Here is a 12,421-nt window from a genome sequence, read left to right on the forward strand (position 1 = left end):
TCGTGCCCTCTACTTCCGCAGGACGGCCGGTTCGTGCCGGCGCAGCAGCCGGGACACGACGTAGCCGAAGACGGTCGACAGCACCACCAGCATGGCCACGTTGAGCAGCCAGACCCCCGCCGAGTGCCGGAAGAGCGGATCGCCGGTCAGTTCGCCGGGCACGATCCGGGCGAGGCCCACCGTGCCGGCCATCGCGCCCAGCGCCCACCGGGAGGGCACCAGCCAGGACAGCTGTTCCAGACCCGGTACCCCGTCGAGCTTCAACAGGGCGCCGCAGAAGACCACTTGGACGATGGCGAGCAGCACGAGCAGCGGCATCGTCACCTCCTCCTTGCGCACCAGCGCGGAGACCAGCAGGCCGAGCATCATCGCGGTGAACGCCAGCAGGGCGACGGCGACGGTGATTTCGACAAGGGGCGACATCAACACGCCTTCGCCGCCGGGCGCGTTGAGGTCGACACCGAACAGGCCGACCAGGGTCAGCACGACGGCCTGAAGCACGGTGACCGTGCCGAGCACGACGACCTTGGAGAAGAGATAGGCCGATCTGGACAGGCCGACGGCGCGCTCGCGCTGGTAGATGGTGCGCTCCTTGACCAGTTCGCGCACCGCGTTGGCCGCGCCGGTGAGCACACCGCCGACGCACAGGATCAGCAGCGCGTTCATCGCCGTCTCCTGCGTCAGCTTGCTGCCTGCCAGGGCGCGGGCCATCGCGCCCATCACGAACGGCAGGGCGATCATGATGGCGAGGAAGGTGCGATCGGCGCCGAGCGCGGTGGCGTAGCGGCGGATCAGCGTGCCGAGCTGGGCGCCCCGGCTGCGCGGTCTGGGCGGCGGGGCGATGACGACGGGGCCGGAACGGGGCACCCGGGGCTGGCCGGTGGCGTCGGAGACGTACTGCCGGTGGAAGGACGAGGTGCGGAACTCCCCCGCCCAGTCCCGGCCCTGGTCCCGTTCGAAGGCCTCGAAGGCCTCCGGCCACTGCGCGTAGCCGAAGTAGCCGAGGGTGTCCTCGGGCGGGCCGTAGTAGGCGATCCTCCCGCCGGGCGCGAGGACGAGGAGCCGGTCGCAGACGTCGAGGCTCAGGACGCTGTGGGTGACGACGATGACGGTACGGCCGTCGTCGGCGAGGCCGCGCAGCATGTGCATCACCGAGCGGTCCATGCCGGGGTCGAGGCCCGAGGTCGGTTCGTCGAGGAACAGCAGTGACGGCTTGGTCAGCAGTTCCAGGGCGACGCTGACGCGCTTGCGCTGGCCGCCGGAGAGGCTGTGCACGGGCTGGTCGGCGCGCTGTTCCAGGCCCAGTTCCCGGATGACCTCCTCGACCCGTGCCTGCCGCTCGGCCTTGGCGGTGTCCTGCGGGAAGCGCAGTTCGGCTGCGTAGGAGAGGGCGGCTCGGACGGTGAGCTGGGCGTGCAGGATGTCGTCCTGCGGGACCAGGCCGATGCGCTGGCGCAGCTCGGCGTAGTCGCGGTACAGGTCGCGGCCGTCGTACAGGACGGTGCCGTGGTCGGCGGGGCGCTGACCGGTCAGGGCGCCCAGGAGCGTGGACTTGCCCGCGCCGCTCGGGCCGACGACCGCGAGGAGGCACTTCTCCCCCACCGGGAAGGAGACCTGGTCGAGGAGTGTCTTGCGGCCGTGGTCGACGGCGACGCTCAGGTCCTGCACATCGAGGGAGACCTCGCCGGTGTCGATGTACTCCTGGAGTTCGTCGCCGACCAGGCAGAACGCCGAGTGACCGATGCCGACGACGTCGCCGGGGCCGAGCGGGGCGCGGGTGACGGGGCTGCCGTTGAGGTAGGTGCCGTTGTGGCTGCCGAGGTCGACGATCTCGTACGTGCCGTCGGGCAGGGCCCTCAGTTCGGCGTGCCGACGGGAGACGACCAGGTCGTCGATGACCAGGTCGTTGTCGGCGGCGCGGCCGATGCGGACGGTACGGGAGGGCAGCGGTCGCACGGTGGTGGGCTGCCGGAAGGTGCCGGTCAGGGCGGGCATGGAGACCGCCGACGGGCGCTCCCGGACGGGCGCCGGCGGCGTGGTGCCGGTCAGTACCGCCCTGGGGCCGTCGGAGGGGTTGCCGAAGCGGATCACGCTGCCGGGGCCGACGCTCCACTCTTCGATGCGCCGCCCGTCGGCGTAGGTGCCGTTGGTGCTGTGCTCGTCCTCGAGCGTCCAGTGGTCGGCCTCGGGCCGCAGCACCGCGTGGTGCCACGAGACCCGGGCGTCGTCGATCACGATGTCGCTCATCGGATCGCGCCCGACGTGGTAGTCGTGGCTCGGACTCATCACCGTGGAGCCCGTCTCGGTCTCCAGGACGAGTTCGGGCGCAGTCGGCGTGATCGGCCGCTCTGCCATGCCGAAATTCTACCGATCAGGACGGATATGCGCCTGGCGCGACTCCGGGCCCGGCGGCGGTCCGGCGGCTCAGCCCACGGACACGACCAGCGCCGGGATGGTCCGCTGCATCCGCAGGGCGTCGACCGACTCGGCGAGCAGTTCGTACTCGGTGGTCTCGTCGCAGGTGGCGATCCGGATCAGCCGTCCGGCCGCCAACTCCTCGGCGACCAGCTCCTGTTGGGCGTCGTCGCCGCACCAGGCGCGCAGCACCGCGGGCACGTCGGGCACGGTGTCGGCGACCGGGACGAGCGCGCTGGGCGGGATGAGTCCGACGTCGGGCTGCGGGTCGAGGCGCTCGGCGATCCAGGACGCCCGGTCGCGCAGCCACCACAGCGCGAGTGCGAGGGTGGGGGCACGATAGCTGCCCAGGGGTACGCCGATACGTTTCCCCTCGCAGGTTCCGTACGCGGTGACATGGCACAGGAATTCGTCGTGCACGTTCACTCCCCCGTCGCGTCGTGCGCCTCTCGGCTTGCCTCGCTTTCGGTGCGGCTCTCGTGCTCGCGGGTACCGCGGATCATGTGCGGTGCGTGATGGCATCCTCGCTGGATGTGAATGCCTTGTCAGTTGAGTATGTTCACTACTGAAACACTGTCACCACGTCTTTTTGGCCAGTCTCCTGGCATATTCACCAAGGGAGTTGGCCGAAATCCGGCGGCCGCCGCCATTACCCGAGGGGTAATCGACGGGCCGCGGCGCCGCGGGCACAGTTGCGGTACCGGGTCACCAGGACCGGGATCCGGACCCTGACCAGCAGATACGACCTCGACGGAGGCTGATTTCGCATGCCCGCCACCACCGACCGTTACGAAAACGCCGTCACCCGTTACTTCGAGGCCTGGAACGCGGGCGACGAGGAGACCCTGGCCAAGGCGGTGGCCGCCGCCTGGGCGACCGACGGCACCTACACCGACCCGCTGGCCGACGTCGGCGGACACGAGGCCATTGCCGCGCTCATCACGGCGGCGCACCAGCAGTTCCCCGGGTTCGTCTTCTACCCCACGGGTGTGGTGGACGGCCACCACGACACCGCGCGCTTCACCTGGGAGCTGGTGAACGAGGCCGACGGCAACGCGCCCGTCGCGGGCTTCGACGTGATCACCCTGGACGACCGGGGCCGCATCCGGTCGGTGCTCGGCTTTCTGGACCGGGTGCCCGCCTCGCGATGAGTTCCGCCGCTCGCGGTGGTCTCTTGAGGAGAAGGCCACCGCTAGCGAGAGGCACCGATCATGACCATGAAACTGGACCAGCAGTTCACCGCCGAGCTGGTCAAGAGCCCGAACGACGGTGGCTGGACCTATCTCGTCTGGCCCGACTCGGTCGCGTTCTTCGGCACGCGCGGCCTGGTGAAGGTGCGCGGGACGATCGACGGACACCCGTTCCGCAGTTCCTTCATGGCGCTCGGCGACGGCAGGCACAAGCTGCCCGTGAAGGCCGAGGTGCGCAAGGCCATCGGCAAGGAGGCGGGCGACACGGTCACCGTCCGCCTCCAGGAGCGCGTCTGAGCGAGCGGCGGCTCTCGGCGAGCCGCGCGTCCTACTTCTTGAGCACGGCGTCGATGCGGGCCAGCTCCTCCGCGTCGAAGTCGAGGTTGCGGATGGTGCCGACGCTGTCCTCGATCTGCTGCGGGCTGCTGGCGCCGACCAGGGCCGAGGTCACGCGGCCACCGCGCAGCACCCAGGCCAGGGCCAGCTGGGCGAGGGTCTGGCCGCGGGACTGGGCGATGTCGTTCAGCGCGCGCAGCTGGGCGACGAGGTCCGCGGTGACGGCGTCCGAGTTCAGGAACGGGCTGTCGCTGGCGGCCCGCGAGTCCTCCGGGATGCCGTCCAGGTAGCGGCCGGTGAGCAGGCCCTGCTCCAGCGGGGAGAAGACGATCGAACCGGCCTGGACCTCGTCCAGGGCGTCCAGCACGCCCTCGTCCTCGGGGCGCCGGTCGAGCATCGAGTAGCGCGGCTGGTGGATCAGCAGCGGGGTGCCGAGCTCACCGAGGATCCGGGCGGCCTCGCGGGTCTGCTCCGCCGAGTAGTTCGAGATGCCGACGTAGAGCGCCTTGCCCTGCTGCACGGCGGTGTGCAGGGCGCCCATCGTCTCCTCGAGCGGAGTCTCCGGGTCGGGGCGGTGCGAGTAGAAGATGTCGACGTAGTCCAGGCCCATCCGGGTCAGGCTCTGGTCCAGGGAGGACAGCAGGTACTTGCGGGAGCCCCACTCGCCGTACGGGCCGGGCCACATCAGGTAGCCGGCCTTGGTGGAGATGATCAGCTCGTCGCGGTAGCCGGCGAGGTCGGACTTGAGGGCCTCTCCGAAGGCGGACTCGGCGGCGCCGGGCGGCGGGCCGTAGTTGTTGGCCAGGTCGAAGTGGGTGACGCCGAGGTCGAAGGCACGGCGCAGGATGGCGCGCTGGGTCTCGACGGTGCGGTCCGCCGGGCCGAAGTTGTGCCACAGACCGAGCGAGATCGCGGGGAGCTTCAGACCGCTGCGTCCGGTGCGCCGGTAGGGCATGTCCGCGTAGCGGTCGGGGTGTGCGGTGTACAACGCGACTCCAGAGGGGTTGACACGGTGGGGGCGGTTTACCTGAGAACCGTGTCCACTCTTTCGTGACCTGTGGGCATTGGTCCAACAGAAGAATCCGATGGAATTCAGCGGATACGCTTCTGAGTCATGGAACTGCGCCATCTCCAGCACTTCGTCGCGGTCGCCGAGGACCAGCACTTCACCCGGGCCGCCGAACGCCTGCTGGTGTCCCAGTCCGGCCTGTCCGCGTCCATCCGCGCCCTGGAGCGGGAGCTCCAGACGCCGCTGTTCGTGCGCACGACCCGGCGGGTGACGCTCACCCCGGCCGGGCGGGCGCTGCTGGGCGAGGCGGAACGGATCCTGGCGCAGGTGCGGGCCGCCCATGAGGCGGTGGCCGCGGTGCAGGGCGTACTGCGCGGGATGCTCACGCTCGGCTCCGAGCAGTGCATCGCGGGGGTGCACGTGGCGGGGCTGCTCGCCGCGTTCCGCCGGAGCCACCCGGACGTGGAGATCTGTCTGCGGCAGGCGGGCTCCGGCGCGCTCGCCGAGGAGGTCGCGGCCGGGCGCCTCGACCTGGCGTTCGCGGTACGGGGGCAGCAGGAGGACCTCGACCAGCTGAGGGTCGTACCGCTGTCCGGGGAGTCGATGACCGTCCTGTGCCATCCGACGCACCGGCTCGCGCGGGCGGGCGCGGCCGTGACGCCGGAGGATCTGGCCGGCGAGGTCTTCGTGGACTTCCATCCCGACTGGGGCCCGCGCCGGACCACCGACGCCGCGTTCGCCGCGGCCGGAGTGCGCCGGTCGGTCGCCCTGGAGGTCAACGACGTGCACAGCCTCCTCGACCTGGTGGAGGAGGGCCTGTGCGTCGCCGTCGTACCGCGCCACTTCCGGCACAAGCGGCCGGGGCTGACCGCGCTGCCGGTCAAGGGCACCGGCGAGACCGTGTACGAGACGGTCGCCCTGCTGCCGCCCGAGCAGGCGACCAGTCCGGCGGCCCGGGCGCTGATGGCCCTGCTGGAAACCGGGGGCCTGGATACACCCCAAGAGGGGGCCCAGCACTCCTGACCTGGCCCGTCTCCCACCGCAGACTCATGACCGTCCCCTTACGGCAACTGCGGTCAGGAGTACGGAAGATGACGGACCACACACGACGGAACGTACTGCGCGGCGCGGCGGCGATCGCCGCGGCCGGCGGGCTCGTCGGCGCCGGAGCGCAAGCACGTCCGGCCGCCGCGGCGCCCCGGACCCCTACGACGCGGCACTTCCCCTTCCTGGAGGGTGCCTTCGAGCCGGTCACGCAGGAGCTGACGGCCTTCGACCTGTCGGTCACCGGGCGTATCCCCACCGACCTGAACGGCCGCTATCTGCGCAACGGTCCCAACGTGCTCGGCCTGGAGGACCCCCGCGCCCACCACTGGATGCTCGGTGATGGCATGGTCCACGGCGTCCGACTGCGCGAGGGCCGTGCCGAGTGGTACCGCAACCGCTGGGTGCGCTCCTCCCAGGTGGCGAAGAAGCTCGGCGAGCCCTACCCGGGCCCGGTGCCGCCGGACGACTTCCCGTGCAACACCCATGTGATCCCCTACCGGGGCCGGATCCTCACGCTCCAGGAGAGCGGGCCGCTGCCGTACGAACTCGACGACGAGCTGAACACCGTCGGCACCTACGACTTCCGGGGCACCCTGAAGGGCCCGCTCACCGCGCACACCAAGTTCGACGTGCACGCCGGTGAGCTGCACGCCATCGCCTACTACCCGACCTGGGACCACGTCCGGCACCTGGTCGTGGACCCCGCGGGACGGGTCTCCCGTACGACCAGGATCCCGGTGGCGGACGCGCCGATGATCCACGACTTCGCCCTCACCGAGAACCACGTCGTCATCCTCGACATGCCCGTCACCTTCGACCCGGCGGCCGCCGAACGCGGCGACATCGTCCCCTACGTCTGGAACGACAAGCACCCGGCGCGGGTCGGCGTGCTGCCCCGCAAGGGCGGCAGGGTCCGCTGGTTCGAGGTCGACCCGGTCTACTACTCGCACACCCTCAACGCCTACGAGGAGGGCTCGAACATCGTCGTCGACATGACGAACTTCGACGCGCCGTTCCTCGTCGCCGGCAACGGCTCGGGCGGCCCCTACGCGACCGGCACCCCGAGGCTCGACCGCTGGACGGTCGACCTGCGGCACGGCCGGGTGTGGACCCGGACCCTGGACGACCGCCCGCAGGAATTCCCGCGTGTGAACGAGGCGCTGGTGTCCCGTCGGCACCGCTACGGCTACGCGGCGGCGTCCGCCGAGATGTCGCTGGCCTATATGGCGGTCGACGGCAACCCGCCCGACCGGGCGTTCGGCAACGCGCTCATCAAGCACGACCTGTTCCGCGGCACGACCCAGGTCCACCGGCTGCCGCGGGGCGCCGCCGCGAGCGAGGCCGTGTTCGTGCCGCGTGAACACGCCAGGGCGGAGGACGACGGCTACGCGATCGCGTACGTCCACGATCCCGACCGCGGAGCGTCCGACCTGGTGATCCTCTCGGCGCAGGACTTCACCGGCGAGCCGGTGGCCAGGATCCATCTGCCGGGGCGGGTGCCGCTCGGCTTCCACGGGAGCTGGATTCCGGACGCATGAGTCGGCCGGGTGCGCGATGGTGGACGGTATGCATGCCAAGGACATCCTCATCGACGGCTTCAGCCGCATCCAGGAAGAAGTCCACGCCGCCGTCGAGGGCCTGAGCCCCGACGACCTCAACGCCCGGCCCGGCCCCGACGCCAACTCCATCACCTGGCTGGTCTGGCACCTCACCCGGATCCAGGACGACCACCTGGCCCACGCGTTCGGCCTCGACCAGGTGTGGCTCGCCCAGGAGTGGCAGAAGCGCTTCGGACTCGACCTGCCGCCGCGGGACCACGGCTACGGTCACACCTCCGCGCAGGTCGCGAAGGTGCGGGTCGACTCCGCCGAGCTGCTGACCGGCTATTACGACGCCGTCCACGCCCAGAGCCTGGAGGCGCTGGGCGGACTGACCGCCGCGGACCTGGAACGTGTCGTGGACACGAACTGGGATCCGCCGGTCACGCTCGGCGTCCGCCTGGTGAGCGTCCTGGCCGATGATCTGGAGCACGTCGGCCAGGCCGCCTACCTGCGGGGGCTGTATCAGAGCGCGGCTTCGTAGCCCGGCAGGACGACGTCCTCGATGAGGGCCTTGCGCTCGTCGAAGGGGATGAACGCGCTCTTGAGGGCGTTCACCGTGACCGTGCGCAGGTCCTCGACACCCCAGCCCGCCTCCTCGACCAGCAGGGACATCTCACGGGTCATCGTGGTGCCCGACACCAGACGGTTGTCGGTGTTCAGGGTGACCCGGAAACCGAGGTCCTTGAGGGCCGTGATGGGGTGCTCGGCGATCGAGGTGGCGGCGCCGGTCTGAAGGTTGGAGGTCGGGCACATCTCCAGGGCGATACGGCGGTCGCGCACCCAGCCGGCGAGCCGGCCGAGCTTGCCGTCCACGATGTCCTCGGTGATACGGACGCCGTGGCCGATGCGCTGGGCGCCGCAGACCTGGAGGGCCTGGTGGATGCTGGGCAGGCCGTGGGCCTCGCCGGCGTGGATGGTGAACGGGACGCTCTCGCGGCGCAGGTGCTCGAAGGCGGCGAGGTGGTCGGCGGGCGGGAAGCCGTCCTCGGCACCGGCGATGTCGAAGCCGACGACACCCGCGTCCCGGAAGGCGACGGCCAGGTCGGCCGCCTCGCGCACCCGGTCGAACATCCGCATACCGCACAGCAGCGTGCCGACCCGCACCGGGGCACCGGCGGCCGCGGCCTTCGCCATACCGGCCGCCAGACCCTCCTGGACGGTCTCCACGACCTCGGCCATGGTCAGCTCGCCGTTGGTGTTCAGCTCGGGGGCGTAGCGCACCTCGCCGTAGACGACACCGTCGGCGGCGAGGTCGAGGACGTACTCCTCGGCGGTGCGCAGCAGGCCCTCGCGGGTCTGCATCACGGCGAGGGTGTGCTCGAAGGTGGCTATGTAGCGCACCAGGTCGCCGGAGTTCGCGGCGTCGTAGTACCAGGCGGCCAGCTCGTCCGGGTCGGTGGTGGGCAGGGTGTGGCCGAGCTCCGCCGCGAGCTCCACCACGGTGGCGGGGCGCAGGCCACCGTCGAGGTGGTCGTGCAGGACCGCCTTGGGGAGGCGGCGGATCACATCGGCGTCTACGCGCGTAGCAGTCATGGCGGGTCTTTCCTCGGGCGGGGCGGTTCAGGGAGCGGGCGGAGCGTCAGCCGGCCGGCTGGAGCAGGTCCCAGCGGTTGCCGTACAGGTCCTGGAAGACGGCGACCGAGCCGTAGGGCTCGTGACGCGGCTCTTCGAGGAAGGTCACGCCGGTGGCACACATCCGGGCGTGGTCGCGGGCGAAGTCGTCGGTGTGCAGGAAGAACCCGACGCGCCCGCCGGTCTGGTCGCCGACGCGGCCGCGCTGGGCCTCGTCCTTGGCGCGGGCCAGCAGCAGGGCGGTGCCGCCTTCCGCGCCCGGTTCCACGACCACCCAGCGGGACCCGTCGGGGCGCGGGGCGTCCTCGGCGAGCCGGAATCCGAGGGCCTCGGTGTAGAAGCGGATCGCCTCGTCGTAGTCGTCGACGACGAGGGTGACCAGGGCGATGCGTCTCATCGGGGCCTTTCGGGGCGCGGGATTAGCGGGAGACGTTATACGTAAAACTCCGGGAGCGCCAGTCGTACGTGGATCCGGGGCGGTCCCGGTGGACCGAGGCGGTCCGGCGGACCGAGGCTGTCCGGCGGGACCGGTGCGGTCCCGGTGGACCGGTGCGGTCCGGTGGACCCGGGGTCGGGCGCCTCCGGGTCACCTCGACGTGCAGCCGACGCGGGCCCGCTGCCGCCTTGGCCGCTGCCTTGGCCGGCCCCGCTTGCGGCTGCCCCCATTCCCACGCTCGCCTTCGCCACCCCCTCGCGACCGCTCGGCCTAGGTCCCGCGGCCGAGGCGGAGCGGGTCCCTGGACCGACGTGCGGTGGGCCGTCGGGCGGCTACCGTCCGGCTCATGAAGATCGACAAGCCGCCGCGCGGCGGTGATGAGCGCAAGCGCGACGTCCTGGACCGCCTCGAGCGGGAGATCGACATCTGGGTGGCCTCCGCGGACGGCGACGGACTGCCATGCATGGTCCCGCTCTGGTTCGTGTGGCACGCCGAGTGCGTGTGGCTGGTGACCCGGGTGACCAACCCGACCGGCCGCAACCTGCGGGACGGCGGCCGCACCCGGCTGGCCTTCGCGGACACCCGGGACGTCGTGCTCATCGACGGTGACGTCCGGACCCATCGACTGACCGAGGTGCCGGCCGAGGCCGCCGAGGCGTTCCTGGCCAAGACAGGCTGGGACCCGCGGCAGGACAGCGCCTCGTACGCCTTCTTCGAGGTGCGCCCCTCCGCGGTACAGGCCTGGCACGAGCAACGTGAGCTGCCCAAACGGCACATCATGCGGGACGGTGTCTGGCTGGTCTGAGCCGGCCGCCCCGGACGTACCCCCTGCCGACATCCTTTCCCTGCACAGGAGTTACCTGGGAGTAATCACCAGTGGTTTGATGTGCGGCGCCACTCAGGCCCCCGCCACCCTCAGGGAGATCCAGTGACGCCTCTCGCCTCGCGCCGCACCCTGGGCGCGACCGTACTCGCGCTCGCCCTCGCGGCCACCGCCGCACCCACCGCGACGGCGGCCTCCGCCGCCGAACCGGCGCCGCCCGTGCGGGTGTTGACGTACAACGCCTTCCTCTTCAGCAAGACGCTCTACCCCAACTGGGGCCAGGACCACCGTGCCGCGGAGATCGCCAAGGCACCCTTCTTCCACGGCAACGACGTCGTGGTGCTGCAGGAGGCCTTCGACAACTCCTCGTCGGACGCGCTGAAGAGGGCCGCGGCGGGCGAGTATCCGTACCAGACGCCGGTGGTCGGGCGGAGCAGGGACGGTTGGGACGCGACCGGCGGGGCGTACTCGGCGACGACACCCGAGGACGGCGGCGTCACGGTGCTCAGCAAGTGGCCGGTGCTGCGCAAGGAGCAGTACGTGTTCAAGGACGCGTGCGGGGCGGACTGGTGGTCCAACAAGGGCTTCGCGTATGTGGTGTTGAACGTCGGCGGCGCGCGGGTGCACGTCGTCGGGACCCATGCCCAGTCGACCGACCCGGGCTGTGGCGCCGGCGAGGCGGCCGCGATGCGCGGACGGCAGTTCAAGGCGATCGACGCGTTCCTGGACGCCAAGAACATCCCGGCGGGCGAACAGGTCGTCGTCGCGGGTGACATGAACGTCGACTCCCGCTCCGCCGAGTACGCCTCGATGCTCGCGGACGCGGGCCTGACCGGCGCGGACGCGCGCACCGGGCACCCGTACTCCTTCGACACCGAGGCGAACTCCATCGCCCTTGACCGCTACCCGGACGACCCGCGCGAGGACCTGGACCACGTCCTTCACCGCGCGGGTCACGCCCGTCCGCCGGTGTGGCGGAACGAGGTCGTCAAGGAGGAGTCGGCGCCCTGGACGGTGACGAGCTGGGGTACCGACTACACGTACACGAACCTCTCCGACCACTATCCCGTGATCGGCTCGATCGGCTGATCAACTCGCCTGTGCGTGCGCGGTGTTGAGGCGGGCCAGCTCGTCCTCGGTCAGCCGGATCGCCCCGGCCGCCACGTTCTCGACGAGGTGGTCGGGGTTGCCGGTGCCGGGGATGGCGAGGACGTGCGGGCCCTGGTGCAGGGTCCAGGCGAGGCGGATCTGCGCCGGGCTCGCGCCGTGGGCGCGGGCGATGGTGAGCACCTCTTCGTCATGGCTCGTGGTCGCGCCGCGCTCGCCCGCGTCACCGGCGACCGCGTAGAACGGGACGTAGGCGATGCCCTGTTCGCCGCAGATGCGCAGGAGTTCGTCGGGGCGGTCCAGGGCGTAGCGGTTCTGCACGCTGACCACGGGGGCGATGGCCTGGGCCTCGGCGAGGTGGTGGGGTTGTACGCCGGAGATGCCCAGGTGGCGGATCAGCCCCGCCTCCCGCAGTGCGGCCAGGGCGCCGAAGTGCTCGGCGATGGAGTCCTGCCCCATGCGGCGCAGGTACACCAGGTCCAGGTGGTCGCGGCCCAACTGGCGCAGGTTCTCCTCGACATGGCCGCGCAGGTCTTCGGGGCGGGCCGAGGTGCCCCACTCTCCCGAGTAGTCCCGGAAGGGGCCGACCTTGGCGGCGATGACCAGGTCCTCGGGATACGGGGACAGCGCGGTGTTGATCAGTTCGTTGGCCGAGCGCAGGGCGGAGAAGTAGAAGGCCGCCGTGTCGATGTGGTCGACGCCGAGCTCGATCGCCTTGCGCAGCACGGCGATCGAGCGTTGCCGGTCGCTCGGTGTGCCGTGGTGGAAGGCGGCGCTGCCGGTCAGCCGCATCGCGCCGAGGCCGAGGCGGTTGACGGTGAGGTCGCCCAGTTTCCAGGTGCCCGCGGCGTCCGCGGTGATCGTTTCGGAGGTCATCAGCGGAGT

At 71.0% G+C, this 12,421-nt stretch carries 13 protein-coding genes; 7 read left to right on the forward strand and 6 right to left on the reverse strand.

Going from position 1 to position 12,421, the window contains the following annotated elements:
- Positions 1–9: 9 nt before the first annotated feature.
- Positions 10–2,355 carry an ABC transporter ATP-binding protein/permease gene (locus tag ABKA17_RS19530; RefSeq protein ID WP_353693374.1) on the reverse strand — a complete coding sequence of 782 codons (2,346 nt, stop codon included), beginning with the start codon at positions 2,353–2,355 and terminating at the stop codon, positions 10–12.
- A 69-nt stretch (positions 2,356–2,424) separates the two neighbouring features.
- Positions 2,425–2,835, reverse strand: a complete 411-nt coding sequence (locus ABKA17_RS19535) for a hypothetical protein (protein ID WP_353693375.1) — start codon at positions 2,833–2,835, stop codon at positions 2,425–2,427.
- A gap of 347 nt (positions 2,836–3,182) precedes the next feature.
- On the opposite strand from ABKA17_RS19535, the gene ABKA17_RS19540 reads away from it, so the two are divergent.
- Complete coding sequence (locus tag ABKA17_RS19540; RefSeq protein WP_353693376.1) at positions 3,183–3,566, forward strand: nuclear transport factor 2 family protein; 384 nt, start codon at positions 3,183–3,185, stop codon at positions 3,564–3,566.
- Positions 3,567–3,632: 66 nt separating this feature from the next.
- The gene (locus ABKA17_RS19545) at positions 3,633–3,902 is read left to right on the forward strand and encodes a DUF1905 domain-containing protein (RefSeq protein WP_502994317.1); all 270 of its coding nucleotides are present in this window, start codon (positions 3,633–3,635) and stop codon (positions 3,900–3,902) included.
- 31 nt (positions 3,903–3,933) lie between these two features.
- Here ABKA17_RS19545 and mgrA read toward each other — a convergent pair whose 3' ends face one another.
- Positions 3,934–4,929, reverse strand: a complete 996-nt coding sequence (gene mgrA / locus ABKA17_RS19550) for an L-glyceraldehyde 3-phosphate reductase (protein ID WP_353693378.1) — start codon at positions 4,927–4,929, stop codon at positions 3,934–3,936.
- A 126-nt stretch (positions 4,930–5,055) separates the two neighbouring features.
- Between mgrA and ABKA17_RS19555 the strand changes: the two genes are divergently transcribed.
- The 3 genes from ABKA17_RS19555 to ABKA17_RS19565 all read left to right on the forward strand — a co-directional run bounded on the left by ABKA17_RS19555 (position 5,056) and on the right by ABKA17_RS19565 (position 8,079).
- Positions 5,056–5,973, forward strand: a complete 918-nt coding sequence (locus ABKA17_RS19555; RefSeq protein ID WP_353693379.1) for a LysR family transcriptional regulator — start codon at positions 5,056–5,058, stop codon at positions 5,971–5,973.
- A 68-nt stretch (positions 5,974–6,041) separates the two neighbouring features.
- Positions 6,042–7,535 (forward strand): carotenoid oxygenase family protein, encoded by a 1,494-nt coding sequence (locus tag ABKA17_RS19560; protein WP_353693380.1) that lies wholly within the window; start codon positions 6,042–6,044, stop codon positions 7,533–7,535.
- 28 nt (positions 7,536–7,563) lie between these two features.
- Positions 7,564–8,079, forward strand: coding sequence for a mycothiol transferase (locus ABKA17_RS19565; protein WP_353693381.1), 516 nt, complete (start codon positions 7,564–7,566; stop codon positions 8,077–8,079).
- Here the strand turns inward: ABKA17_RS19565 and ABKA17_RS19570 are convergent.
- Positions 8,061–9,131 carry an adenosine deaminase gene (locus ABKA17_RS19570; protein WP_353693382.1) on the reverse strand — a complete coding sequence of 357 codons (1,071 nt, stop codon included), beginning with the start codon at positions 9,129–9,131 and terminating at the stop codon, positions 8,061–8,063. The two genes, ABKA17_RS19565 and ABKA17_RS19570, sit on opposite strands and share 19 nt — an antisense overlap.
- Positions 9,132–9,177: 46 nt before the next feature.
- Complete coding sequence (locus ABKA17_RS19575; RefSeq protein WP_353693383.1) at positions 9,178–9,567, reverse strand: VOC family protein; 390 nt, start codon at positions 9,565–9,567, stop codon at positions 9,178–9,180.
- A 385-nt stretch (positions 9,568–9,952) separates the two neighbouring features.
- On the opposite strand from ABKA17_RS19575, the gene ABKA17_RS19580 reads away from it, so the two are divergent.
- Both ABKA17_RS19580 and sph read left to right on the forward strand, forming a co-directional pair.
- Positions 9,953–10,411: a pyridoxamine 5'-phosphate oxidase family protein gene (locus tag ABKA17_RS19580; RefSeq protein ID WP_353693384.1), complete on the forward strand. Its 459-nt coding sequence runs from the start codon at positions 9,953–9,955 to the stop codon at positions 10,409–10,411.
- A gap of 123 nt (positions 10,412–10,534) precedes the next feature.
- The gene (gene sph / locus ABKA17_RS19585; RefSeq protein ID WP_502994295.1) at positions 10,535–11,518 is read left to right on the forward strand and encodes a sphingomyelin phosphodiesterase; all 984 of its coding nucleotides are present in this window, start codon (positions 10,535–10,537) and stop codon (positions 11,516–11,518) included.
- Here sph and ABKA17_RS19590 read toward each other — a convergent pair whose 3' ends face one another.
- Complete coding sequence (locus ABKA17_RS19590) at positions 11,519–12,412, reverse strand: aldo/keto reductase (RefSeq protein ID WP_353693385.1); 894 nt, start codon at positions 12,410–12,412, stop codon at positions 11,519–11,521. It abuts the gene before it with no gap.
- Between the last annotated feature and the right edge of the window lie 9 nt (positions 12,413–12,421).

This window comes from Streptomyces sp. RG80, assembly GCF_040446465.1.
Taxonomy (GTDB): Bacteria; Actinomycetota; Actinomycetes; order Streptomycetales; family Streptomycetaceae; genus Streptomyces.